The organism is Sulfurovum iocasae (genome assembly GCF_047716765.1).
Taxonomy (GTDB): domain Bacteria; phylum Campylobacterota; class Campylobacteria; order Campylobacterales; family Sulfurovaceae; genus Sulfurovum.
On record NZ_CP180410.1, the window covers coordinates 1,464,619 to 1,489,830 of the forward strand.

21 protein-coding genes are annotated in these 25,212 nt (G+C 38.8%); 12 read left to right on the forward strand and 9 right to left on the reverse strand.

Features of this window, described 5'->3' with window-relative positions; genetic code table 11:
* Positions 1–2: 2 nt before the first annotated feature.
* A complete protein-coding gene (locus tag ACLHDG_RS07165; RefSeq protein ID WP_415405502.1) occupies positions 3–1,991 on the reverse strand; it encodes a fused protease/ribonucleoside-triphosphate reductase in 1,989 nt (662 codons plus the stop codon).
* Positions 1,988–2,515, reverse strand: coding sequence for a type 1 glutamine amidotransferase domain-containing protein (locus tag ACLHDG_RS07170; RefSeq protein ID WP_415405503.1), 528 nt, complete (start codon positions 2,513–2,515; stop codon positions 1,988–1,990). The genes ACLHDG_RS07165 and ACLHDG_RS07170 overlap by 4 nt, the downstream gene beginning before the upstream one ends.
* A gap of 214 nt (positions 2,516–2,729) precedes the next feature.
* Between ACLHDG_RS07170 and ACLHDG_RS07175 the strand changes: the two genes are divergently transcribed.
* From ACLHDG_RS07175 to ACLHDG_RS07185, 3 genes are all read left to right on the forward strand, one after another.
* Positions 2,730–3,164 carry an Hsp20/alpha crystallin family protein gene (locus tag ACLHDG_RS07175; RefSeq protein WP_415405504.1) on the forward strand — a complete coding sequence of 145 codons (435 nt, stop codon included), beginning with the start codon at positions 2,730–2,732 and terminating at the stop codon, positions 3,162–3,164.
* A gap of 167 nt (positions 3,165–3,331) precedes the next feature.
* On the forward strand, positions 3,332–3,556 hold the full coding sequence (locus ACLHDG_RS07180) for a DUF2905 domain-containing protein (protein WP_415405505.1): 225 nt from the start codon (positions 3,332–3,334) through the stop codon (positions 3,554–3,556).
* A 4-nt stretch (positions 3,557–3,560) separates the two neighbouring features.
* Entirely contained in the window at positions 3,561–4,118 is a 558-nt protein-coding gene (locus ACLHDG_RS07185; RefSeq protein ID WP_415405506.1) for a CDP-alcohol phosphatidyltransferase family protein, read from the forward strand.
* Positions 4,119–4,372: 254 nt separating this feature from the next.
* Here ACLHDG_RS07185 and ACLHDG_RS07190 read toward each other — a convergent pair whose 3' ends face one another.
* A complete protein-coding gene (locus ACLHDG_RS07190) occupies positions 4,373–6,058 on the reverse strand; it encodes a nitrite/sulfite reductase (protein WP_415405507.1) in 1,686 nt (561 codons plus the stop codon).
* Between the two features lie 146 nt (positions 6,059–6,204).
* On the opposite strand from ACLHDG_RS07190, the gene ACLHDG_RS07195 reads away from it, so the two are divergent.
* The gene (locus tag ACLHDG_RS07195; RefSeq protein ID WP_415405508.1) at positions 6,205–7,158 is read left to right on the forward strand and encodes an MBL fold metallo-hydrolase; all 954 of its coding nucleotides are present in this window, start codon (positions 6,205–6,207) and stop codon (positions 7,156–7,158) included.
* A gap of 119 nt (positions 7,159–7,277) precedes the next feature.
* Positions 7,278–8,156: a universal stress protein gene (locus ACLHDG_RS07200; RefSeq protein ID WP_415405509.1), complete on the forward strand. Its 879-nt coding sequence runs from the start codon at positions 7,278–7,280 to the stop codon at positions 8,154–8,156.
* A gap of 53 nt (positions 8,157–8,209) precedes the next feature.
* Here the strand turns inward: ACLHDG_RS07200 and ACLHDG_RS07205 are convergent, their stop codons facing one another.
* Positions 8,210–9,607, reverse strand: a complete 1,398-nt coding sequence (locus ACLHDG_RS07205; protein WP_415405510.1) for an MBL fold metallo-hydrolase RNA specificity domain-containing protein — start codon at positions 9,605–9,607, stop codon at positions 8,210–8,212.
* Between the two features lie 232 nt (positions 9,608–9,839).
* Between ACLHDG_RS07205 and ACLHDG_RS07210 the strand changes: the two genes are divergently transcribed.
* Genes ACLHDG_RS07210 through ACLHDG_RS07225 form a run of 4 tightly spaced genes read left to right on the forward strand, consistent with a single transcriptional unit; the run spans position 9,840 to position 14,956 of the window.
* Positions 9,840–10,853: an Ig-like domain-containing protein gene (locus tag ACLHDG_RS07210; RefSeq protein WP_415405511.1), complete on the forward strand. Its 1,014-nt coding sequence runs from the start codon at positions 9,840–9,842 to the stop codon at positions 10,851–10,853.
* The gene (locus ACLHDG_RS07215; RefSeq protein WP_415405512.1) at positions 10,850–12,094 is read left to right on the forward strand and encodes a surface lipoprotein assembly modifier; all 1,245 of its coding nucleotides are present in this window, start codon (positions 10,850–10,852) and stop codon (positions 12,092–12,094) included. Before ACLHDG_RS07210 ends, ACLHDG_RS07215 begins: the two co-directional genes overlap by 4 nt.
* A gap of 9 nt (positions 12,095–12,103) precedes the next feature.
* The gene (locus tag ACLHDG_RS07220; protein ID WP_415405513.1) at positions 12,104–12,802 is read left to right on the forward strand and encodes a FecR domain-containing protein; all 699 of its coding nucleotides are present in this window, start codon (positions 12,104–12,106) and stop codon (positions 12,800–12,802) included.
* 21 nt (positions 12,803–12,823) lie between these two features.
* Positions 12,824–14,956 (forward strand): CHASE2 domain-containing protein, encoded by a 2,133-nt coding sequence (locus ACLHDG_RS07225; protein ID WP_415405514.1) that lies wholly within the window; start codon positions 12,824–12,826, stop codon positions 14,954–14,956.
* A 15-nt stretch (positions 14,957–14,971) separates the two neighbouring features.
* Here ACLHDG_RS07225 and ACLHDG_RS07230 read toward each other — a convergent pair whose 3' ends face one another.
* Positions 14,972–17,377 (reverse strand): HD domain-containing phosphohydrolase, encoded by a 2,406-nt coding sequence (locus ACLHDG_RS07230; protein ID WP_415405515.1) that lies wholly within the window; start codon positions 17,375–17,377, stop codon positions 14,972–14,974.
* Between the two features lie 174 nt (positions 17,378–17,551).
* Between ACLHDG_RS07230 and ACLHDG_RS07235 the strand changes: the two genes are divergently transcribed.
* On the forward strand, positions 17,552–18,073 hold the full coding sequence (locus ACLHDG_RS07235) for a hypothetical protein (protein ID WP_415405516.1): 522 nt from the start codon (positions 17,552–17,554) through the stop codon (positions 18,071–18,073).
* 12 nt (positions 18,074–18,085) lie between these two features.
* On the opposite strand, the gene ACLHDG_RS07240 is transcribed toward ACLHDG_RS07235, so the two are convergent.
* Both ACLHDG_RS07240 and ACLHDG_RS07245 read right to left on the reverse strand, forming a co-directional pair.
* Complete coding sequence (locus tag ACLHDG_RS07240; protein ID WP_415405517.1) at positions 18,086–20,449, reverse strand: fatty acid cis/trans isomerase; 2,364 nt, start codon at positions 20,447–20,449, stop codon at positions 18,086–18,088.
* 397 nt (positions 20,450–20,846) lie between these two features.
* A complete protein-coding gene (locus ACLHDG_RS07245) occupies positions 20,847–21,128 on the reverse strand; it encodes a hypothetical protein (RefSeq protein ID WP_415405518.1) in 282 nt (93 codons plus the stop codon).
* Between the two features lie 219 nt (positions 21,129–21,347).
* Between ACLHDG_RS07245 and ACLHDG_RS07250 the strand changes: the two genes are divergently transcribed.
* Positions 21,348–22,334 (forward strand): carbon-nitrogen hydrolase family protein, encoded by a 987-nt coding sequence (locus ACLHDG_RS07250; protein WP_415405519.1) that lies wholly within the window; start codon positions 21,348–21,350, stop codon positions 22,332–22,334.
* A 263-nt stretch (positions 22,335–22,597) separates the two neighbouring features.
* On the opposite strand, the gene ACLHDG_RS07255 is transcribed toward ACLHDG_RS07250, so the two are convergent.
* The gene (locus ACLHDG_RS07255) at positions 22,598–23,851 is read right to left on the reverse strand and encodes a L,D-transpeptidase family protein (protein ID WP_415405520.1); all 1,254 of its coding nucleotides are present in this window, start codon (positions 23,849–23,851) and stop codon (positions 22,598–22,600) included.
* Positions 23,852–23,983: 132 nt separating this feature from the next.
* Between ACLHDG_RS07255 and ACLHDG_RS07260 the strand changes: the two genes are divergently transcribed.
* Positions 23,984–24,133, forward strand: coding sequence for a hypothetical protein (locus ACLHDG_RS07260; protein WP_415405521.1), 150 nt, complete (start codon positions 23,984–23,986; stop codon positions 24,131–24,133).
* A 130-nt stretch (positions 24,134–24,263) separates the two neighbouring features.
* Here the strand turns inward: ACLHDG_RS07260 and ACLHDG_RS07265 are convergent, their stop codons facing one another.
* Positions 24,264–25,121 carry a TIGR01777 family oxidoreductase gene (locus tag ACLHDG_RS07265; RefSeq protein WP_415405522.1) on the reverse strand — a complete coding sequence of 286 codons (858 nt, stop codon included), beginning with the start codon at positions 25,119–25,121 and terminating at the stop codon, positions 24,264–24,266.
* Between the last annotated feature and the right edge of the window lie 91 nt (positions 25,122–25,212).

The window sequence follows — 25,212 nt, forward strand, 5'->3', positions numbered from 1 at the left end:
CTTTACAGTTCACACGAATCATTTGTGCAAAAACGACTCTCTATGCCGTCACTGCCGCCAAAAGCGCTCCAGTCGATCGATGGCATCTCAGCCAAACGTGCTTCATATTTCTCTTTGGAAATCCCCTCATAAGGCATCTGCACGTAAGCACCCGTATCCGTATGCGGTAGCATTGAGACCGATTTGATGATCGGCGCGAACTGTGCTAGCATATGTTCAATCTGTGAGCCCTCGGTTTTTGGATCAAAATAGATGGTACAGCTGACCATATTATCGCTCCATTCGCGCTGCAGCATTGCCAGGAGCGAGAACTGTTCCCATGCTGAAACAGCGGTTGCCTTTCTTGTTTTCCCCTGATCGATTGGAAATTCAAAGACAGTTGTGTTGGCACTATAATGATCGGGTTCATGCGGGACACCTGCTGACTTGAGCACCTCGCAGATACGGGACACATTGCCGACGCGCATCCTGCGGATCGCATACTGGAATGTAGGAAAATGCATGCCGGAACTGACACCGACCAGCTGGCTGATGGTACCCGAAGGTTTGACCGTCGTCACTCTCACCGATGCAGGGACACCTGCTTCTGCTGCCAACTCTTGGTTGACGGCATGTACAAGTTTGTACCCTCTTCGCAGTCTGCGCGTCAGCTCTGTCGCACCATGGGCATCGAGCATATCTGCAACACCGGAAAGACTGACGCCGATACGGCGGTTGCGTACTACAATCTTATTCGTCTCCGGACGGTGTGTCGGAAGTAACGCCACTGTCGAAGCGTAAAAAGTCGCATACTCCAGTACTTCATAAAATTCATCTTCTTTAACGCAGCGTGCCGGAAAAACTTCGGCCAGATTACAGAGCTCAAAACTCTCCAAAGGAATTTCGGAACAGGGATTTGCCAGCCATGCCTTATCTTCGGACTGCTCACCGTAACGTGCATATTTTTGTACATTGATCAGGTTCATGATGCCCGGTTCGCCGTTGTCACGAATATGCTTCGCTATCATCGGCAGTTTTTCAAAATCTTCCGTTTTTTCCAATATAACCGTATTGTTTGACATCCAGCCGATTTCAGCACGTTCGGGATTTTTTGTATAATCCTTCAGTTCAAGAAAAGTTCTGTCATCCACGGAGCCCAGTGATATCTCGGCACTTCGCCGTACATTGCCTGCCACAACACAGGCACCGATCGCATTCATTACATCAGCGACACAACGCGTCTGATCAATCTTTCCCTCGCAATAGTTGTCTAGATAGTTTTCTATACGCTCATGCAGTTCCTTTAGTGGAGCCGGACCTGATGCCGTACCGCCAAATCCATGAATGACAGAACCCTCGGGACGGATTTTGCTATAGTCAAATGCAAACCAGGCACCTCTTTTCGTATAGCTGTCGATCAGCAGCCGTACCGAGGCCACCCATCCCTCTCTGCTGTCAGGAATGACATAGGGAACTGGTCTTGCTTTATCTGGCATGGCAACATTTTCACCTTTCCATGCCGTGTTGAAACCGACTCCGACTCCGCACATCAGCATATCCATTGTCCAGTCCGCTGCAAGGGAGAGATCTATCGTATCCACTGCACCGCAATTGTTTAAGGCTGCACCTCCGCGCTCATAAACATACTCAGTACCCATAACCCACAGACCACGTCCCGGTGGTAGCCACTTCATATCGAACATGGCAATGGTAAGTTTTTTGGCATAGAGCTGCCATTTTGCTTCATCCCAGGCTAGACGGCTTAACACATAATGGCTTTTACGGACTGACATTACACCATTGATCACTCGAATGACCGTATCTGCCCAATGCTCCTGTGTGCCGTCGGGTTTGATCCGGCTGTATGTACGATAATAGGTTGCCTCACCAAAACCGCCGAAACCGAACTCTGCCTTTTTGGCATGGATCTCGTTACAAAATGCCTCTTTGAGACTGAACCGTTCTTTGACAACTGCTTTTGATCGTACCATTTCTTTATCTTCTTGACTCACAATATCCTCTTTTTATAGGTGTCCTTATTTAAACACTGTTTGATCGCTTCTATAAAAGCATTCATATCTGAAGGCTGTCTGGAAGTGATCAGGTTTTTATCTACTATCACTTCCTCATCCTTATATATGGCACCGGCATTTTTTAACTCTTTTGCAATGCTTTTATAACCTGTAACAACTCTTCCTTCCAGCAGACCAGCTGAGATCAGTATCTGCGGACCATGACATATGGCTGCTACCGGTTTGTTCTGCTTAAAAAAGTATCGGGCGATCTCCAATGCTTTTGGCTCTTTTCGTATCGCAGAAGGTGCTTTTCCTCCGGGAAGGATCAGTATGTCATACCTATTAGGGTCTACTTCATCCAGTGTCATAGTGACATCTGCACTAAATCCATGTTTTCCAATGATGGTACCTTTTTTTAAAGAAGCGATATCCACACTTGCACCTAGTTTGCGAAGATATTGATACGGTATTTTCAACTCTGAGTCTTCAAAAAGATCTGCACTGATGATCAAAGCTCTCATACTCTCTTCCTCTCAAACTTTTGTTTCTTTATTGCCTTACAGGCAATAAAAGGTTAAAACCAGGCAACTTACAAGTGTCTCACTCTATTATAGCATACAGTTTTGCTTGAGCCTACCTTAAAAATCTACACTATAAGTTGACAGAAGCAGACCGGATTCGGTATAGTTGTAATATATCTTGTATGAGATATGAAAAAATCATAAAGGAAATACTATGTTATTAACAAAATTTGACCCGATGAGAGATTTTAGAGATTTGGAAAGAAGAATGGAGAGTGCATTTAGGTTTCCTGAGATTGGTGAACTTTCAACTCTTTCCGGCTTTGCACCTTCTGTCAATACGAGAGAAGGGGAGTATGCCTATCATGTAGAGGTAGATCTGCCGGGAGTCAAAAAAGAGGATATCCATGTAGATCTCAAAGATGATGTTTTGACCATCTCGGGTGAGAGAAAAACCAAAAAAGAGGTCAAAGAGAAAGATTACTACAAGATGGAGAGCTCTTACGGTAAGTTTCAAAGAAGCTTTACACTTCCTGAAAATACAGATGCTGAAAACATCGAAGCAAATTCGAAGGACGGTGTACTTGAGGTAGTGATACCGAAAATGAAAAGAAGCAAAAAAGAGACTAAGAAGATCAAGATCAAATAATCTTTTACGATGAAGAGGGTAGTGTTCCTCTTCATCATTTTTTGAGCAGTTTGATATGGTAGTGTCAAATAGAGAAGTTTTGTAATGAAGAAAGATGCTATATAGTAGTTTGCATATAAATTCTTTGGAAAATCTCAAAAATCTACTTTGAAAAGGGAGCTTTTAGAATGGTAGAGATTGGAAAAGGTATTATATTCATAGGAATTGTGATCGTGATCATTGGTATTATTCTTAGTTTTAGTGATAAACTCCCTTTTGCATTGGGCAGACTTCCCGGTGATATAGTGTATAAAAAAGAGAACACCTCTTTTTACTTTCCTATCACAACTTCGATCATTATCAGTATTGTCTTATCTTTTCTTTTATATCTTTTTGGAAAGTTTTTCAGGTAATGCGATGGTACTGAATATCCCAAACATACTAAGCCTTTTTCGTATCATTGCAGCACCTTTTTTGCTGCTTACCGGTTGGCTTGAGATGCCAGGTCTCTTTTTTGTACTTTTAGGACTGATGCTACTTTCAGACGCGCTTGATGGGATTATTGCCCGTATGCTGGATCAAACAAGCCAACTGGGTGCAAGACTTGACAGCTACGGAGATATTTTAACCTATCTTAGTACACCATTGGCTGCCTGGTGGCTTTGGCCGAATCTTATTAAAGCGGAACTTTACTATATTATCGCAGTGATCATTATCTATATATTACCCGCTTTTTTTGCTCTGGCAAAGTTTGGAAAGCTTGCCAGTTATCATACCTGGATCACTAAAGTTTCTGCTGTACTGATGAGTGCCGGTGTTGTCATGCTTCTTGGCTTTGAAAACGCTCTTTTGTTTCATATCGCAATCTATTTTTTAGTGATTGAAATGGTGGAAAATATCGCTATCACTATAATACTGCCAAAATCCAAAAGCAATATCCATTCTATTTGGCATGCCTGGAAAGAGAGAGATTAATCTATTACACCACTGACTAAGCATCTCAATATTTAATGCAGTGATTTCGTTCATAATCAAGGCAGATTTTTGAAGGACTCGCCTTAGCGAATTCGAAAAAATCTAACGCAGAGTATGGGCGAAAGCACTACACCCTTCGGGAAGAACGAGAGAAGGCAACCTGTAAGCAAAAAAACCTTTGGATTAACTAGCTAGTCCTACATCTTTTTTCACTCACATCTAACCTTCTCTCGTTCTTTTAAATAGTGAGATGCTTAGTCAGTGGCGTAATTTTCTCCCCAAAGCATCTGATTGATCTGTCGTATCTCTTTATGAAAAAGGGTGTCTTGATCATTTGTAAGTTCAAGTTTGGGAAAGGCAGATCTGATCAGTTTCTTCTCCTCTTCAGTTGAATGGCTACTCGTAGGATCGGATCGAAGTACTTTAAGGGAAGTTGTTTCACCAAAATAGAGTTTTGACAGAAACCATAGTGCAAGAAAACTGGTAGAGAATCTGTTGAGAATTTCTTGGCTGAAGCACTCAAAATCGCTGTAGCCGCTCTGTGCGAATTCATCCAGAACCACATGTATCAAATCATTAAGCCCATGCAGTGGTACAGCAAACAGAATCAATCTGGCGGGTGCTTCACCATAGGTGTATTGACCGCCAATGAAAAAGCGTACACTTTTTTGTGTGGGACCAAAAATGGCAGTACGCAGTCCTACCAGACCGATATCCACATGCTGATGTTTGCCGCAGCCCTTCAGGCAACCGCTGTAGCCAAGAGAAACGTTGAGTGTTTTCAGTCGCTCAAGGGGAAGCATCTTCGCTTCTCCTTTCATATCGAAGAGGGAAAGATCACAATATCTGTTTCCTGCACATACAGAGAGTCGGGTAGGAGTAAAGAGGTTTTTGAAAGGTATTTTTGGTTCCTTGAGTCCAAAAAGATAGATATTCTGATCAATACCCAGGCGAATTGAAAGTTTTTCTGAGGAGGCATAGTTAGTGAGCATGGAGAGTTCACCCACATCGATCTCACCAAAACGACTCAAATAGCAAAAGGCATATCGATCATCATGAAGGGATGTGAATTCCCGGGTAGAGGATTTTTCTGTTTGAAGTGTTCCTGCACTTTGTAAGGCTTTGGGATAGTAAGATTGTAAATGGGTTTTGAAGCTGTCCATACCGATCTTTTGAAGCAGATGAAAAAGTCTTGTTTTAGATCGTGTACCTCTGAGTCCGTGGTTCATATAGGTTTTAATGACTGCTTCAAAGAGAGGAACAGTTTCCTCTACGATAACAAAAATATCGGTATCCTGAGCCATTTCGCTGTTTTTGCCTCCGAGATAGAGATTGAAACCCCAAAGATCCTCTTTTTTGGCAAGGGCAAAATGGAGATCGTTACTGAAAAAGGAGTGGCTGCTTTCGAGAGTGCCACAGATGGCTGTATTAAATTTCCGGGGTAGGGTACCGACATAGTCTGGGTTTTTTAAAAAGAGAGATTCCATCTCTTTTATCAGTGGATAGACCTCTATTTGGCTTGTTATGTCCTCACCATCGAAGGGATCGGTTACAATATTACGGAAGTTGTCTGTGAGTGTCTGCCAGGCAGTAAAACCTGCTTCTTCGAGTCTTTTCCAGAGATTTAGAACATTGTCTGCATCTATCCCATGCAATTCAATCTGTGCCCGTACAGTGATCATCATCCTAAAAGAATATTCCTCGGAAAGCTGAATGAGTTGTGTCAGTTGGGAAATAGCTATTCTCCCGGCTGTGATGCGAACTCTGATCATAAAAGTTTCCGGAGCAAGTTTATGGTTGTAGATACCAAAGTTTTTGAGATAGAAACGTTCTTCTTCTGTGAGATTGTTCAGGTCAAGACTGCTGATCTCAGGAAAGAAGTCAAAAGGTTTCAGCGTGGCTTTGAGCCTTTCGATTTTGTTAGCTTTGATTGTTGTCATTGAATATTGTACAAAAAGATCGATTTAATTTGTTGATACAGGTCAATATTCGGTAATGGTAGGCAGGGAGTTTATATTCATAATTCTGTTTTCTACCTATTGTCAGTATAATATTACATGTATCAAGTAAATAAAAGGAGGATATCTTGCAACTGACATTTTTAGGAACAAGTGCTGGAAAACCAACTAAAGAAAGAAATGTATCTGCACTTGCACTGCAATTTGATCAAGATAACAAGTGGTATCTTTTTGACTGTGGAGAAGCAACGCAGCATCAGATCATACGAAGCAGACTCTCCATTGGGAAACTTGATACTATCTTCATTACACATCTGCATGGAGATCACTATTATGGACTTCCGGGGTTGTTGAGTTCCAAAAAGCTTGATAAAGCTTTTAGATCTTTGAACATATACGGTCCAAAAGGGATCAAAAAGTTTTTGGAGTGTGTTCTTGATATCTCAGAAGAACATCTCGGATATATTCTGAAGGTCACAGAATTTGAGGCTGAAGAGACATTTGTATTTGATAAATTTTCATTGAAAGTTTTGCCTCTGGTACACTCCATAGAGAGTTTTGCTTTTTATATTAAAGAGAACGATATATGCAACAAGCTAAATGAAAAGAAATTGAGAGCAATAGGACTGGAACCATCATCGCTTTACGCTGAATTGAAAAGGGGAAGAAGTATCACTTTTAAAGGGGAGAAACTGGAACCAAAGGTCTTTATGCTGGATCCTGTAGTGGGAAGATCGTTGATCATAGCAGGAGATAACAGCAGACCGGATGTTTTGGGCAGATACATGGAAGATCTTGATCTGCTGGTACATGAGTGTACCTATACGCAAGAGACATACGATAACCTTCCTGTAAAAGTGTTGCATACTACTGCAAAAGATCTTGGCATAGAAGTCCAGGCAAAGCGTGTTAAAAATCTGATTGCTAACCATATTAACCCTCGATATAACAAGAATAGTACTATAGGTGTAGAGATGATCTATAATGAAATAAAGCGTAGTTATGAAGGTAAACTTTTTATTGCCAATGATTTTGATGTTTATCGTCTTGGTAGGGACAGCGTCATTGAAAAATTATATTGAATCTCTAAAATATTCTAATTTGATGACTCTTTCTTAAAAATATGATATTATAAAAGAGAGGATAAGTGTAAAGTAGAAATAGTTTGCAGAAGAATTTTGATAAAAAGGTAGGTTAGAGTATGAAAAAGTTAAAAAGAATTATTGTAGGTATAGATATTTTTGCAAAATCAAACAATGTTTTAAAAAGAGCATTGATGCTGGCAAAGCGAAATAAAGCAGAGTTGTTCCTTGTTCATGCTGTAGAAACACCTTGGTTCTCTGTACCAAGTTATTTTGGCGGCAAAGAGCTAACTGTTAATATAAAAGGTATCACAAAAAAAATAGAAAAAAAGATAAAAGCATTGAACAAAGATGATAAAGTGCCTTATTCTATCGTTGTAAGAGAAGGGGATGCTGATGATATCTTACAGTACGAGTCAAAACTACTCAAAGCAGATATGGTAGTGATAGGCACAAATAAAAAAAGTAAAAAGAAGTTTCTGGGTACAACAGCAGAAAAAGTAGCAAATCAAAGTCATGTACCCATTTTGATCGTTAAGAACAGTGTAAAGGGTCCATATCAAAATGTTGTGGCACCAACAGACTTTCAAGCACAATCGAAACAGAGTATTCTCTTTGCAAAAAATATTTTCTCAGCTGTAAAAATTAATACAGTTCATACTTATGAAGCTTTTTATGCAGCAGGTATTTACACTGCAGATTCTTATACGTTGGAAGGTCTCGATATACAACAATATAATAAAGCTGCAAAGATTTCTGCCCAAAATGATCTAAAAAAATTCATGAAAGATCTTTCTATTAAAAAAGGTAAAATAATTGATGGAAAATTAAATAGTAAAGAAGCACTGCTTAAATATATCAACAAAGGATCATACGATCTAGTAGTGATAGGTTCACGGGGTACTTCAGGCTTTTTTAAAGCATTGCTCGGAAGTGTAGCTGCCTCTATCTTAAGAGAAACACCAACGGATGTCCTCATATATGTGCCTGTAGATTGATCTTCTTAGAGTGTGCGATAATCTAAAAGTTATCACAGGCTTTACTCTAGCGGTTAAATACCGATCTTCTCTCCATGTTTTACAATATGTGCTTTTTTATGCAAACGTCTCTCTATCTCTTTTTGGAATATCTCTTGTTTATCTCTTTCTCCATGGATGAGAAAAATTTTATCTAGCTTCGTGAATTTACTCATCCACTCTATGAGGCCATTTTGATCTGCATGTGCGGAGAATCCGTTAATGGTGTGTACTTCGGCTTTAACGATCACCTCTTCACCATAGACATTGATCTTTTTGGCACCATCTACGATCTTTCGTCCAAGCGTACCTTGTACCTGATACCCTACAAATACAAGCGCATTCTTTTCATTCCACAGACGATGTTTAAAGTGTTGCAGTATCCTACCACCATTACACATGCCTGCACCGGCGATGATGATACAGTGAGAATCTTCATCATTGATCTTCATAGAGTCTTGTACTCTGGATGTATAATACAGATAGGGAAAATCAAAGATAGTACCATCCCGTTCCAAAAACTCATTACAACACTCACTCAGCTCTTCGTGATATCGTTTATAGATATCTGTCGCACGTATCGCCATGGGTGAATCAAGGAAGATCTGACACACAGGCAGTTCACCTCTGTTATACATCTGTTTAAGCATACATAGTATCTCTTGTGTACGCTCTATGGCAAAAGAGGGGATGAGGACGTTTCCGTTATTCATAAATGTTTTTTGTATTACATGTTGCAATTCAAGGTCACTCTCTTTCACCCCTTTATGGTTTCTGTCTCCATAAGTAGATTCGATGAAAAGAACATCTGCCTCTTCGATGATATCAGGTGAAGGCATGACCAGGTCATCATCATTACCAAGATCCCCGGAGAAAACAACTGTTTTTTTCGCTCCATCCTCTTCAAATATCACTTGAATGATCGCTGAATCAAGAATATGCCCGGCATTTTTAAAGTTAACAAAAATTCCATGCCCTAGATCGATGGGTTCATCGTAAGAAGCAAATATCATAGGACAATGATAGACAGTACGAACATCATTTTCAGTGTAAAGAGGCTTTCTTACCTTTTCTTCCTCTCCACGACGCTGTGCCTTTCTATAGCGGGTTTTGTATCCTTCTTTCATCAGATGCGCACTGTCAAGCATGATCACTTCAGCAAGATCCATCGTTGAGCGGTGTGTAATGATCGTTCCTTTGAAACCTTCTTTGACCAATTTAGGAATACGCCCGACATGATCCAGATGCCCATGCGTGATAAGAAGAAAGTCCACATCTGCGGGGTCAAATCCAAAAGGGTTATGATTACGTTCTTCTACTTCTCCCTGAAACATTCCACAATCAACCAAAATATTGATCCCATTTTGTAACTGCAGTAAATGACAGGAACCGGTAACGACTTCTGCAGCTCCATATGATTGCAATGTTGCCATATGTTCTCCTTTTCACTCTATTTATTTTATTATACTCCCATTGATTTAATAGATTCATTAAGCTCTGCAAGTGCGTTTCTTTGCAAAATTGGTATTTTTTTAAATTTTAATAGGATAAATCCATATTTTAAAGTTAATTAATATAAAATAAAGTTAATATTATATATAGAGGGTTAAATCTAGAGTAACATGTAAACATGAAGCTATAAGAATTAACAAAAAAGGGTTGTATGTGAAAATTTTATCAGCATTTTTATTGACATTCATGTTTATATTGACAGGCTGCGGCAATACAAGCAGTGAAGGAGATGTTCAAACAGATGCTTCAAAATATTTACGTGTATCTACAGCTTCTGATTCAAGTAATGTACCTGTTGCTATAAATAAATATGTAATGCTGGTATTTTCAGCAGCTATTGATGAATCAACAGTAGATGAATCGTCTGTATATATTACAGATGAAAATAATGTTCCCATCAGTGCTGCCTTAACGGTTACAGAAAAAACGGTCAGCATTATCCCCAATGAGTTTTTTTTACCAAATAAACCATATTCTGTTGTTGTGACAACAACTGTTGAAGATATAGAAGGTCGTACTTTAGAAAACACCTTTACCCTTCCTTTCCTGACAGCATCGGCTCCAGATTACATATCACCTTCATTGCTCTCAGTCACACCCGGTGATGGCATAGAAGCCCTTGCAACAACAGAGATCCTTATGGAATTTGATGAGGATATAGCTGGTGATGGGGTATTGCAGCTAAAAAATAGTGATACGAATATAATGGTGAATGGAACAACGATGATAAGTGATCATACTTTGCATTTTGTACCACATAACGATCTTGACCAAGGTAGCAGTTACACTGTAACCCTGCAGGGCACAGTGGAAGATTTCTCAGGTAATGCTTATGATGGCCTGACAAGCTGGAATTTTTCTGTTATCGATCTGATTGTGGTATCGGTAAGTTATACCGGTCAAGTGGTCCGTATTGAGTTCTCCGAACATTTGGATCCGTCAACCGTCAGTGAAAGTGATTTTGCTATCTTTTCTATGAATGGAGATTCTGTTCCTTTTGATATGAAGCTGGAGAATGAGAGTACGGTGCATTTAAATGTAAACCCTACTATTAAGACGTTAGACGGTACAGAAAAGATCAGTGTATCTGGTACTATTCAAGATATTTATGGAAGCAGTCATAACAATGGTGTTACAGCCATCTATACTCTAGGTGAAGAAATATGAAAGAAATAACAGCCTTGTTACTTATGGTACCCATCACACTATTAGCGGGTATAGCAGAGATACAAACCCTGTATGATCAAAAAAAATATGCACAGGCTATTAGCGAAGCACAAAAAACTACGTCAGAATATGGAAACCCAAAACTCCATCTACTATGGGCGAAGAGTGCTGAAGCTCTGGGAGAAGATGAAACGGCAATGAGTGCTTATGAACGGGTACTTATGCTTGACCCTAATGACACTGAAGTGCGTGTACATCTAGTGAAGTTTTATGCTGGCTCGGATCGTGATGAACTGGCAGACGAAATGTTAAAAAGTACGGAGAATTATCAGCTGACTCCGGCACAGCGTACATCAATAAAGACTCTTTACGGGGATGATATTGAGCATCTAAAAACGTCAGCAAGTATTGAAATGGGTTATGATTCAAATGTTAATGTCAGCCCGGGTGATCTGGATCTTCCGCACTTGGGGGAAGAGATAGATACGATGTTTACACAGTTTAAGGGCAGTCTGAGTTATACCCATGAGCTGAATGAAAAAGGTGGCTGGTATCTGCGTAGTGATGCTGATATCTTTTATCAGAATAATGCTGATGCAAGTTACTACAATCTTTTTGCAGTTTCAGCCAACATCGGTTTAGGTTATAGCAACGATCTCTATGACGCTTTTCTTCCTATCAGTTACGGATATATTCATTACCTTGACCGTGATCTTCTGGAAAGTGTCAGTATTGATCCTCGAATAAATTTTACACTCTCTAAATCGTTTATTGGAAATATCAATGCAAGATATAGCCAGCGCAGTTATTTAGAAGAAGAGGATAGAAATCGAGATGATTCTGTAACAGGTATCGGTGTAGGTCTCTATTGGCTTTTTGAAAAAAACTTTGCTTATATCAGTACAAATTATGACAACTATTCTGCTAAATACAGTAATAGCTTACGATTTACAGACAAAGAGACGACGAGAGTTGCTATGGGTGTTAATTATAATGTAGAAGAGTGGTTTATTGCCAGGTTCGATTACCGCTATCGTTATGCAAAGTATGATGATATTATCGAGAGTGGTGGAGACAAACGAAGTGATGATTATCACCAGGCAGAGTTTAAAGTGAGTCGGATGCTTACTGATACGATGGAAGCATCACTTCTTTATCGTTATTCCAAGAACAATTCAAACTATGAATTGGCAGAGTATGACAAAGATATTGTTATGCTCGGTATTAAATACAATTTTTAAGGGTAAAAAATGCGAACTTTCTTTTTCTTTTTGACATTAACAGCTTTTCTATGGTCAAATATTGGAAATATTGGAGCCTTAAAAGGTACTGCGACCGTTGTACGTAGCAGTAACACCCTAAACGTTAAAAACGGAATGGCATTAAAGATCAAAGACAAGATCGTCACTACATCCGGATCACGGGTACAGGTGATCTTAAAAGACAATACTATTGTAACGATAGGACCAAATTCTACTTTTGTCTTTGACGCCTATAAATTTGGCGGTAAAAATGACAGTGAAGTTAAAATGCATATTGACCGTGGTTTTTTCCGCTCTGTTACAGGAAAGATCGGCAAATTGGCACCGGAACGCTTCAAAGTTAAAACTGCTTCAGCAACGATCGGGATTCGAGGTACCGATTTCTCTGCACTGATGTCAGAGGGAAAAGAGACAATAACATGTTATAAAGGCAAACTGAATGTCTCTATGGGCGGTATTACTCATAGGGTTGATGCAGGTATGATGCTCGAACTTTCTAATGGAAAAGCAGAGATCAAAGCATTTTCTATAAACAGAGGATTGCAAACTGTCTATAGAAAAGGAAATATTGACCAGATAAAAGCCGATGAGATCTCAGATGCTGCGCAACAGGAAATTCAGGAGAAAATACGTAATCTGCCAGAAGTGCCTCTTGAAGAACCAACTGTTGAGTTTCCGGATCGGTAGAGCAATAGAACCATCATCATAATGTCCAAGTTTTTGATAAAGAGCAGTGCAGCATTGATACTGGCACTGCTGCTTTCATGGGCATATCTTTTTATACCACAAACATTTTTTTCTCTCAACAATAATCTTCGTGACTTTTTATTTAACATTCGTGGTGAACTTCCCAAAAGTGACAGGATAGTGATCATTGATATTGATGAAGCCTCTTTAAAAGAGTTTGGACAGTGGCCATGGCCACGTTCTGTTGTATCAGAGTTGATCAACAAACTCAGTGATGCAGATGCCGGCATTATCGGTTTGGATATTGTTTTTGCAGAGCCCGATCAGACATCACCACACCGTATTGCCTTAAAGATAAAAGACAATACAGCTAACCTGGATAACTATGATCTTATTTTGGCAAAGACTCTCTCATCTACTCCAACGGTCGGAGGTTATGTTTTTACCTTTGAAGAAAATGATCAGGATAAGGTACCACTGATCCCAACTGTATTCCTGGAGATAGGCTTACAGCACAATAACAGTATGTTACAGCCTAAAGGTGTTGTCTTAAATATTGATGTACTGCAGGAGAAGTTTTATAGCAGTGGATTTTTCAACAATATTCCAGATGCTGGCGGTATGATCTATCGTGTACCTTTGATCATGCGTTATGACGGTATAGTGTATCCTTCCCTTGTTCTGGAAATGGCACGCATTTACAGTGATACCTCCAAAGTTGAGATCCATGGTGATGAAGTAGGTGTTCAGAAGATCCAATTTGGTGATTTCACTATTCCAACAGATCATGCAGGTCGTTTAATTGTAAATTTCAGAGGTGCAGGAAGACATTTCAAGTATATCAGCGCCACAGATATTTTAAATGGAAAGTTTGATACCAAAGAGATCACGGGAAAATTTATCTTGGTAGGCACTTCTGCAGTGGGTCTTTCTGATCTGCGATCAATCTCTTTTGACAGTACGATCCCAGGTGTTGAAGTGCATGCAAATACGCTTGATAATATACTCGAAGGAGATTTCCTGCATGAACCTCTCGATGTGATAGTGTATGATCTGCTGGTTATCTGGAGTATGGTTTTTCTTCTGACCTTTCTTTTTTCCTATTTAAACTCATGGTTATTGCTGCCTGTTGCCATAGCTGTGGGGTTTTTACTGTTTAATATCTTCTTTTATCTCCTGTTTGATCTGGGTATTGTCCTTAATCTTCTCTTCCCGCTTTTAGCTTTTATATCAACCTTAATATTATCAGTCAGTATTGATTATATTCTCACATCCCGCCAGCGTGAAGTACTCAAGAATATCTTTGCAAAAAAAGTCTCTAAAGCAGTTATGGATGATCTGATCAAACATGGCAATGATGATATCTTAAAGGTACGTGATGAAAATGTAGCTGTTTTTTTCAGTGATATCCGGGGATTTACGCAGATCAGTGAAAATATTGGCTCCTCTCAAAAACTAGTTGCATTGCTAAACCGTTATATGACACCTATTGTCAATGAAATATCCGATCGTGAAGGTACTGTCGATAAGTTTATCGGTGATGCCATTATGGCATATTGGAATGCACCCAATCAAGTAGAAAATTATGCAGACAAAGCAGTTACTTCAGCACTCGTACAGATCAAAATACTTAAGCAACTGAATGAAGAATTGAAGAAAGAGTTTGCTGTCACATTAAACATAGGTATCAGTATTCACACGGGCTTGGTCACTGTAGGAGAGATGGGTTCTGTCGGTCGTTCGGATTATACGATCATCGGTGATAACGTCAACCTTGCCTCACGCCTTGAAGGACTCAATAAACTTTATGGTACTACTATTATTATTTCGGAAGATACAAAAAAGCTGTTACATAAAGAGTATACGTTACGCCCGCTTGATCTTGTACGTGTGAAAGGTAAAAAAGAAGCGGTAGAAGTATTTGAGGTCATGCCTTTAGATGAGGGAGAGAAGCGTTCTGATGAGTTGTATCTCTACAAAACAGCTCTCGAAACTTATCGGCAAGGTAAGATCAAAGAGGCTTATGAGCTGTTTCAGTCACTTGAAGAAGAGTATGGATGCAAACTTTACCGTTTATATCTTCAACGGTGCCAGGAGTATCTTGAGCATCCAAAGAAGCCGTTCGATGCCATCCATACCATGTTGGTAAAATAACCGTACCATAAATGCTTAGTCAAAATTCAATTCAGCAATATCCTGTTGCTTAGCATTAAGTTCACTACAAGCATATTCTCTATAGATACCCGTCTCAAAAAAGAACTGTACAAGCTGTTTGTCCATATGCCCTCTGTCAATAAGATCTTGCATAATAGCAGCGATCTCAGACATGCTGTTGGGTGTTTTATAGCTGCGGTTGGACGCAGAGAGTGCTTCGAACATATCAGCAAGGATCAGTATCCTGTCCTCAAGTGTCAGTTCATCTCCTTTAAGCTGTCTTGGATAACCTGTCCCATCAAGTTTTTCATGATGATTACAGGCAATGTTCAGAACCCGGTTCAATGCTTTTGGAAATGGTATGGCACTGAGTATTTCAATTGTTGCATTTGCATGATTGCGAATAATATTACGCTCTTCATCGGTAAGCGTGCCTTTGCGGATAGAAAGGTTTTCAAGCTCACTACCCCGTAAAAATTGAACATCTTCTCCATCAATCTGATAGATTTTTTTAGCAAGCATCTGAAGATATAAGATCTTGTCATCTTCAAGAAATTCACTGCCGATATTGCACTGACGCAGAAAGCTGCGGATATCATCGAGAACCATCAGTTCTTTTGCTTCGCGTTCACGTAGATCTGAGGGCACGCTTTTTTGATCTTTCAATGTTTTTAGTTCATGTTCAAGATACTTGATCTTTATATCACGTTTCAATATCTCTATACGCTCATCGATAAGCTCTATTCTGTCAATAATTGTTTCGAGCTTGTTCTTCTTCTCCATTATATGTCCCGGTGTTGCAATCTTACCTACATCATGTAAAAGTGCGGCAAGATAGATCTGCTTAAGATCTTCATCACTGTAGCGCACATCTTTATAGGGTCCTTCATCACTTTTATCTATTGCTTCGGCGATCATATTGGTGATCTTTGCAACTCTACGTACATGTTCTCCAGTATGGTGAGATTTTGTATCGATCGCTCTGGCAATCGTCCGTATAAACACTTCAAAGGCTTCTTCAAGACTTTTGATCAGTGTGGCATTCACAATTGCAACGGAAGCCTGAGATGCGAGGGCACTGGTACTCTCCTTATCGAAAGTATCAAAAAAAACAGTCTCTCCATAAATATTTTTTTTGTTGATCAACTGTAATACACCGATGGTTTCATTTTCATGATCAAGTAAAGGTACTACAAGCATTGATCGTGAACGATACCCTGTATTTTTATCAAACTGCTTTGTACCTGCAAAATCAAATTCACTTCTATCATAAATATCATCTATAATGATCGTCTTTTTGTTCAATGCTGCAAGTACGGCTACCATTTGCACATTGGCTTGTATATCTTCAAAATAAAGCGGGAGGTTTGACCACTCAACATCATTATGCAAACTGTCAATGTGAGTATTTAGTGTGTCATTATGTGAAACCTTGAATACAAGTTCCTTTTTGTCACCACTGAGCAGATAGAGTGTTGCAGCATCAGCATGAGTAAATGTCTTTGCCTGCTCAACGATCATTTCAAGCAGGATGGAAGTATCCAACTCAGCCTGCATCGTTTGTGCGATCTTGAAGAGGTTTTTCAAATGATTTTTCTCATTATTCTGCGATTCATGATTTCTGACATCCTGACGCTTGTGCAGTGGAGTAAAAAGATCCAACAAATCACCCGATTCCAAGTGTTTGCCTCTATTTTTCAGAAGATTCAGGGCAGTAAGTTCGTTATTGATCTTTTGTGTAAAAAAAGGTTTCTGATGATACGCGTAGATCGCTACATCATTACGTTGAAGACGCAGCAGCATTTTCTCAAGCAGTTTTGGAGTCAAATGTTTGCTTTTCTCTGCCAGTTCTTCTTTATCGGAGGAGAAAGAGACATCAATAAGCAGAGAAGAGATACTTTCATCATTGTTGATCAGATCAATGAGGGCACTGTTGATGTAAGTATCACCACTGAGAATAAATGCCTGATCAGCTTTTTTAACTTTGTAACCACAGGTTGGAACCGTATGGTTTGCTTCGATGATCGTAACCTCTATATCGTCGATCTTAACAGTTTCTCCATACTCTACGGGTATAAACTGCAAAGATTCCTCTTCACTGTTCTTCAGTGTGATCTTTTGAAAATCAGGCCAGATACTCCAGTTGAAAATATGTTCCTGAAGTTTATGAATACTCTCACTCAGTGCATACACTTTTAACGGCTTTTGTCTACATTCAAAATAGCTCTCGATCACAAACGGAAGATCCACTATGTGGTCAAAATGCGTATGTGAAATAAATATATGTTCAACATTACAACACTCTTCTCCCAGACCTTGTACAATATTCCCCGCATCAATGACAATATTTTTTCCGATCAGAAATGATGTTGCTTTGCTTTCATGTGAATAGCTTCCTGCTGCTCCAAGTACTTTTAGCACATATCTCTCCTCAAGCTCTAATAGTATTGATTATATCTTATATTTCTTACAGAATTTTATGATTTTATGAACTAAGTATAAAAAATGTTTATCTAGTGAGTTAATCTATAGTTCCACGCATACTACACATCATTTCAAGATAATGCTTTTATAAATTCAATAAAAGGATAGATAATGAAAACACTTTATGTTTTGGTAGCGATGCTGTTGATTTCGATGAATAGTTATGGTGATGACTCCACTGCAGATAAAATTACTCGTGCTCAAAGTGCAGCACATCCTGCCATTAGTAAACAAGCTACAGTATTGGATATGGATGGTAAGGTTTTAAAAGAGGGTACAAATGGGTGGACTTGTCTACCTGGTGTTTTATCTGGTGATGGAAAGCCTATGTGCAATGATGATGTATGGATGAAGATGATGAAAGCAATCAAAACAAAATCAGATTATAAAGTAGATCGTATCGGTATATCATACATGATGCAAGGAGATGCTATGGTAAGTAACTCAAGTCCTTATGCAACAGATAAAAATAATGGTGATGTATGGGTTCAAGAGGGACCACACTTGATGATCATAGTCCCAAAAGAGATGCTTAAGGGCCTATCAGATGATCCGTTCAACGGTGGACCTTATGTGATGTGGAAAGATACTCCGTATGCACACATCATGATTCCTGTTAAAGTAGAAAAGTAGGGTGTATAATCTTTACCAACTTTTACGATAATAGCGGTTGAGATCATAAAGACCTGCACCCAGTGGGTCTGCATGCTCAAAATGTGCTTGAAACCAGTCAAAGGTCTCCCAGAACTTTGGATCTGCTCGAGAGATAAAGTACTTCTCTATTTTTTCAAGATAGGGCTCACTGCCGTCAAAATTGGCGATCAGATGAAAGAAATCCGGCAGATCTTTATAGTGAACAATAGCAAAAAGGTTAGGATAAGAACCGACAGACCCTTTAATGATATCGATCGTGTCTTTACTGCTATTGAGTCTGCTCTCCTCTCCAAAGAGTGAATTAACATTGTCGTGCCAGCGATTAATTACCAGTGTACTTACGCGATTCTCTCCTTTGGGAAGGATGATACGCAGGTGAAAAAGATTGGCACCGTAGTCAGTGATATATTTGACAAACCCCATGCCCGCAGCCGTCAAAGAACGAGCACCTTGTTCGAAATCTTTGTAGGTACGGAAGGTTTTTGGCATACGTGGTGGATGCTCTCCCTCTTTATAATAATTGGTAGAATCAAACGCGATCCCTGTGGATTTAAGGATATGTTTTTTGACTACTTTTTCTATGAACTCACCTTTTGGATAGGGGGTACGGTAGCTTATCTTGGTTCCACGATCCAGAAGATGGTCTGTTTTCTCTTCTATTTTTTTGTCTCCAATATACCATGATTTAAAGAGTGGCAAGCGATATTTTTTGGGAAGATAAGAGAGGAAATTTGCTTCACCTTCCATACGTAAGAAATCCATATATCGGCGGACATTGGTTTGGTGAGAGATATTCCCATAGACATCGTAACCTGCGACAAGAGAGTAGTATATACGCTCAAGCTGAGGATAATCAATGACCCACATCGTACGAGGCAGTTCTCCAATGACACCACGATGAACAGAAGCAGAGTCAAAGTGTCGATAGATCGTCAACAGTGGGGCATCTTCTGCTTTGTTTCCTTTCCATATCCCTTCGAGTCCTAGACCTTGAGGATAGGTCTTATCATAGAGTTCTTGTTTGGCTTTGAAATAGTCTCTATACTTATTACGGTAAGCATCACTGAAAGTTTGCCATACACTGAGCATACTAGACTCGATAGGCATTCTAAGATTGTCTGATTGTTCTTGTAAAAAGTTGGGTTTTTTCACTGAGAGATCATACTGAGGATCCTGGAACATGACCCAGAAATGATCATGGATGACATTGAGTGCCATCTGTCCTCTGCAAACCGGACCTCGTATAAATGTCATAACAATATAGTGATTGTGGTTTAGTAGGAACTGATAGCGTGACTGTACGGGAATTTGTGCGAAAGCAACAAAAGGATTGGCAGAGAGTTTACTCTCATATCCTACACGATGAGGCTTTTGATGCCATTTTGGTGTAATGAAAAGTTTCTTGGTTCGTGCTAATTCAGTATCATCAAACTCAACGACCATATGTGTTTTATGAACGATGGTAGAGTGGATACGTCTAAACCGGTAGTAAAACTTCTCTGTTCCGGGGTCATCAAAAGGACGTAGGGTAGGGATGACCTCAATAGGCTGAGGGGAAGGTGTCGTAGAACGAACAAGCTCGTAGAATTCTTTAGGGGAACTCTTGAAGTTGATATGGGCGAGAAAATAGTGTTCATAAAGATAACGGGCTGTCATGGCATGTTTGGCATCCGGTGCATTGAAAAACGTTTCCCATTTCCCGATCTCTATGCTCGTCTGTTTGCTTGGAGAAGTGATCTTGTTTTGCTGTTGTACAGTAGGACCTTTAGCTCCCTGAAGCAGCCATTGATTAATGGTTTCAAACTCTTTTCGTTTGAGTGCAGGGAAACCATAAGGCATGCCATGATTTGGTTTTTTTCTAAGATATTTATCCATCTCATCTTGGTCTTTGGGGCAGATGAGAGTATCGTGTTCAGGGTCATACTCTCCGATGATCTGTGGATTGTCCCGTTTATCACTGAGAAGTTGCATCATAATGGAGTCATTTTGATACGTACTTGGATCTAGATCATCCGTTAGACTATAGAAATCTTTCTTTCTCCACTCTTGCGTATTTTGTGCATCTATAAAAAGACGCGTAGCATCAGTTGCAAGAAGCCGTGTCGCATCATAGACCAGATCTTTGCTTCCACCTCGGTCAACACCTTCAAAAGAGCTAAACTTTGATTGGCAGGGAGAGTTATAACAGGAGTGGCAGGAAACACAGCGTTTGTCAAGAATAGGCTTGACCTCTTTTAGGTAGTCGACTTTTTTCTGATTCATCAGTATTGTTTTAACGGGTTTAGCTTTTGTTTTGTTATCACAACTTGAAAGAAGCAGGGCAATGAATATGAGGAAAATGAGGCGATAAGGCATAATTTGCTTTCTTTTGGATTGAATGGTAAATAGTATTTATAAGAATAACATTGATAGACTTAAATGTTATGATACATTATTTTTAGAAGTTCATGTGAAGAATTAATATTATAAAATATATAATTTTTAAGGTTTTCAATTTTTTAAAGAATTATCATTATCTTGATCAATTAAGAATTTTTTAGATCTAAAAAAAGATGATAAAGGAATAGTTTGATATATATTTTTCTGAAAATAGTTAGTTATGATCAAAAATTAACATTCAGTTAACATTAGATTAGATATAGTTTCGGTCTAGCAACCAAGGTTATGTATGCTACTAATACATTTATCTCTCCATGAGAACACTTTCCCTTTGTCCTTGGTTGTTATTGACTAATAAAGTTTACTTCTTTTTTTAGATTCTTTTTAGTTTATGCTCATGCTCCATATCAATGCAAACTTTCAATAAACTCCATGCATCAAATCCATTCGTAAATACCTTATCTTGTTTATTATCAACTACATCTCTTCTGTAACTTTTAATCAAGTTGTCATAACGATTATGTATCTCTCTAAGAATAAACTTAAGGCCTTTTTCCCCATATTCATTAGTGATATAGTTTTGAGTTAGAAGTGTTTCGTAATCACGGCTTTGGTCAACATATTGTTCTGCAATTAATTCTTTTGTATTTTTCATTTCTTCCTCTCTTTACTCTTTACTTATGAATATGCTACCTAGTCTGTATTACCTAAGTATTACCACCCTATATTCTTATATGAAAATCAGGGTCTCTTACGACCTATTACTTTTGCCCAGGAATTGTAGATAAATGTTGCACCAAAACTACATATATCCTACACAAACGCTCACTATACTCATACAAGAGATTCCTAAATAATCAAATGGAGGAATATCATGCAAAAAGATACATTTACCATTGCTACGATACAGGCATCCCCGGTTTTTATGGACTTGGATGCAAGTATTGAAAAAGCATGTGATCTCATAAAGAAGTCTGCGAAAAAAGGTGCCAGCATTGCTGTTTTTCCTGAAGCATTTATACCTGGTTATCCTGACTGGATATGGCATGTCCCCCCTGGTGATATGACACTCAATCAAGACTTGTATGCAAAGTTACTGGAACAATCAGTCACTGTTGGAAGCAGAGAAACAGACCGTCTATGTGAGTCTGCAAAAGAAGCTGGCATTTATGTCGTCATAGGTGTGAATGAAAAAAATACTCAAGCCAGTGGCGGGAGTATCAATAACACACTTCTTTTTATAGACCCTGAGGGAAATCTCTTTGGGCATCATCAAAAACTTATCCCTACTGTAGCAGAACGTATGATCTGGGGATATGGAGATGCAAGTACGGTTACCGTGTATGATACGGACATTTGTAAAGTTGGTGGATTAATATGCTGGGAAAACTATATGCCTTTGGTGCGTTATGCCCTGTATGCTGAAGGTATAGAGTTGTATCTGGCACCAACGTATGATGAAGGGCAGACCTGGAATGCATCGATGAGACATATTGCCAAAGAGGGACGATGTTTTGTTTCTGGATGCTGTATGGTACTCAAAAAAAAGGAGGTACTTAAAAAACTTCCCGAGCTGGAGCCATACTATACTTCCGTAGGTGAATGGATAAACAAAGGAAACAGTCTCATCACTGATCCAGATGGTAAAGTTCTGGCAGGACCTTTAAGTGCAAAAGAGGGCATACTCCTTGCAGAGATTGACTTGCATATGCTTCGGGCATCCAAGTGGAATCTAGATGTTGCAGGTCATTATGCACGTCCTGATGCGTTTGAATTGACTGTAAGAAAAAGAGCTGCACCTATCATCAGAGAGGCAGAAGAAGATGAAGAGATAGAAAATGAAGAGAGGAACTTATCATGAAAATTTTACTTATTTACAACACAATGAACAGACCATTACGCTTTTCACTATTAACTGTGCTGATATTTATTTGTTAAGTTGGAAAAGGATGTTATCAAGTTGATGAGAAGAGGTATGAGATAATAAATAGTTGAACTAAGAAGTGACTTTTTTAGTGAACTTGTATGGATGATATTGTCTCGTTTTCACTCAGATTAACTGTGAGAAAATGATTGTACTGTTGCCATTGTGACTCCTCTCAATAGAGCATGATGATATTATATTTAAAAAAGCCCAAGTGCCTTCTGCTTTTTCACAACCTTCTTCTTTGAAAGTGTAGTAGAAGTAGGGTGGTATGTAGCTTTGCTAAATAATTTCTTTTCATATCCATAGATGTCATTTCTAAATTGGACTATACCGTCATCATCTATCCAAACAGTATGATATTCTACATAGACAGGTATTTTGTTTTTTAAAGTGATCCATTTGTTTCTTTTTGTATTATAAGTGTATCCCAACTCATTTAATAGCTCTATAGGTTTCTCCAATCTCATACAACCATGTGAAAATGCTCTTACTCTTCTATTGAACAGTGATTTGGATGGTGTATCATGCATATAGACATTAAATTTATTTGGAAATAAAAACTTCACTACTCCCAAAGCATTTCTTGTACCTTCTTTTTGATACAATTTTCCTTCACTGTTATAGGCAAAGCCTCTTTTTCTTAAATAACTTTCTGACTTACCTGCATACTCTTTTCTATAGATCGATGGTGGTACATTCCATCTTGGGTTTTTCACTATATATTGCATTTTTTTATTAAATACAGGAGTTCTCATTTTGGCTTTACCCACAACGATCTTCATATTTAAAACAGGTTCATCATTGTCATAATAATGCATTTTAAATTCAGGGATATTCACTAAAATATAATTTGAACCTTTTGGGCTTGAGATTCTTTCTAATGCTAAATTCTTTTTTACTTTTGTAATGATGCTAGATATTGATCTTTTTAATTCTCTTTTTGTATTTAGACCTATATCTCCATCTACTGCCAAGCCATGCCTTCTCTGATATTCCAACAGTTCAGCTTCAAAGTCTGGAGTATAGTCTGAATTTTCTTCCAACCCTGCTGACTGTAGTAAATTAAATACTTTTTTGATTCTTATGATATCTTCTGCGTCATCGCCTTTGAATTGCGGTGCTGTGTATACTTCTCTTATAGAATAGAGGTAATCAATATATTCTTTTAAACCGGTATATCTTTTGGTCTGTGTAATAAGGTTCATTGTATAATCATATATATCAGCATCACGTGCTGCTTTTTGTATCTTTTTTTTAGAGATCGTTTTATATGAATATCTATCTCCTCTGAATCTGGAGTAATTTAGATTACCGTTTAATAAACATTGAGATATTTGATAGTTTGTTTTACCTTGACATAAACTATACCTTTCCTGGTAGTTTTTCAAACCCTGATCAGGGACTGCAGCGAATATAAATGTATGTATGAATATAAATATTATTTTTTTCATATAACATAATATCTTAATTTTTTATAATCTGAAAGATTTTCCGATGCTTATATCGGGATTATTTATTGCTAAAAAGAAGACCCAAAACTACATATACTACGATATAAGCATCCCCGGTTTTTATGGATTTGGATGCGACCAATGATAAAGCGTGTAATCTCATCATGGAAGCTACTCTTACTGTTTTTTATACCTAGATATCCTGACTGTTCCACCTGGGGATATGGAGATGCAAGTACGGTTACAGTCTATGACACGGATCTCTGTAAAGTAGGTGATTGATATGCTGGGAAAACTATATGCCTCTGGTACGTTATGCATTGTATGCTGGTGGTATCTACGTATGATGAAGGTGAGACCTGGAATGCTTCTATGAGACACATTGCAAAAGAGGGACAAAGAAACTTGTGAGCTAATCCAAAATCTCCCGAAGTGCCTCTTCAATGGTTGGGTATTTAAATGTGAAGTCATTTCCCAATAGGCGCTCAGGAACGACACACTGACCTTCGGTAAGTACAGTTGCACCTTCCGAAAATAGAAACCTTAGGAGAAATTTTGGCAACGGTATGACCGTTGGTCTATGCAACACTTTACCCAGTGTTTTAGTAAGCTCTCTGTTTGTCACAGGGTTTGGTGCACAGAGATTGAAAGTGCCTTTGCACTTGTCATTAACAAAAACAAAGAGATAGGCACTAAGCAGATCATCTATATGTACCCAGCTAAATGGTTCACTACCATCCCCTATCGTTCCTGCGATACCCAGTCTGAAAGCGGGCAGCATTTTAGAGAGTGCTCCACCACCTTTGCCAAGCACTACGCCAAAACGAAAAATTATTACTCTGGTAAAGTCGTCTGCCTGTCGTGCTTCAGCTTCCCAATCTTTACAGATCTTGGCTAAAAAATTATCGGAGTAGGTATAGTTTGACTCACTCATAGGACCGTCTGTGGCATAGATACCGATAGCAGATGTGGAGATAAAGAGTTCCGGCTTTTTTTGCATCTGTACCATGGCAGCTACAAGCTTCTGCGTAGTGATGATTCTGCTGTTGTATAGAACTTTTTTATAGGAAGCACTCCATCTATGGATGATCTGTGCACCGGCAAGATTGATGACAAGATCTGTTCCTTCAAGTACCTTGGCGATCTCTCCCGTACTTTTCTGGGTGTCCTCTTTGCCTAACGGAAGTACAGTAAAGCCCTTCGCCTTGAAAAAAGATTGCATATATGTCCCTATGAAACCACTACCACCTACAATCACTATTTTCTTCATTACAACAACCTCTTTTACTTTGAGTTTATAGAAACAACTATTGACAACTTGCACACCCATTTCTATTTAGCCCACTACTTTTCTATTATAA

Bases quoted from the DNA above. Each gene is read 5' to 3' on its own strand.
- ACLHDG_RS07205 (WP_415405510.1), bottom strand. From the start codon at position 9,607: ATGGCAACATTGCAATCATATGGAGCTGCAGAAGTCGTTACCGGTTCC.
- ACLHDG_RS07250 (WP_415405519.1), top strand. From the start codon at position 21,348: ATGCAAAAAGATACATTTACCATTGCTACGATACAGGCATCCCCGGTT.
- ACLHDG_RS07190 (WP_415405507.1), bottom strand. From the start codon at position 6,058: ATGACAACAATCAAAGCTAACAAAATCGAAAGGCTCAAAGCCACGCTG.
- ACLHDG_RS07240 (WP_415405517.1), bottom strand. From the start codon at position 20,449: ATGCCTTATCGCCTCATTTTCCTCATATTCATTGCCCTGCTTCTTTCA.
- ACLHDG_RS07255 (WP_415405520.1), bottom strand. From the start codon at position 23,851: ATGAAAAAAATAATATTTATATTCATACATACATTTATATTCGCTGCA.
- ACLHDG_RS07235 (WP_415405516.1), top strand. From the start codon at position 17,552: ATGAAAACACTTTATGTTTTGGTAGCGATGCTGTTGATTTCGATGAAT.
- ACLHDG_RS07185 (WP_415405506.1), top strand. From the start codon at position 3,561: ATGGTACTGAATATCCCAAACATACTAAGCCTTTTTCGTATCATTGCA.
- ACLHDG_RS07200 (WP_415405509.1), top strand. From the start codon at position 7,278: ATGAAAAAGTTAAAAAGAATTATTGTAGGTATAGATATTTTTGCAAAA.
- ACLHDG_RS07245 (WP_415405518.1), bottom strand. From the start codon at position 21,128: ATGAAAAATACAAAAGAATTAATTGCAGAACAATATGTTGACCAAAGC.
- ACLHDG_RS07180 (WP_415405505.1), top strand. From the start codon at position 3,332: ATGGTAGAGATTGGAAAAGGTATTATATTCATAGGAATTGTGATCGTG.
- ACLHDG_RS07225 (WP_415405514.1), top strand. From the start codon at position 12,824: ATGTCCAAGTTTTTGATAAAGAGCAGTGCAGCATTGATACTGGCACTG.
- ACLHDG_RS07215 (WP_415405512.1), top strand. From the start codon at position 10,850: ATGAAAGAAATAACAGCCTTGTTACTTATGGTACCCATCACACTATTA.
- ACLHDG_RS07260 (WP_415405521.1), top strand. From the start codon at position 23,984: ATGCGACCAATGATAAAGCGTGTAATCTCATCATGGAAGCTACTCTTA.
- ACLHDG_RS07265 (WP_415405522.1), bottom strand. From the start codon at position 25,121: ATGAAGAAAATAGTGATTGTAGGTGGTAGTGGTTTCATAGGGACATAT.
- ACLHDG_RS07170 (WP_415405503.1), bottom strand. From the start codon at position 2,515: ATGAGAGCTTTGATCATCAGTGCAGATCTTTTTGAAGACTCAGAGTTG.
- ACLHDG_RS07220 (WP_415405513.1), top strand. From the start codon at position 12,104: ATGCGAACTTTCTTTTTCTTTTTGACATTAACAGCTTTTCTATGGTCA.
- ACLHDG_RS07175 (WP_415405504.1), top strand. From the start codon at position 2,730: ATGTTATTAACAAAATTTGACCCGATGAGAGATTTTAGAGATTTGGAA.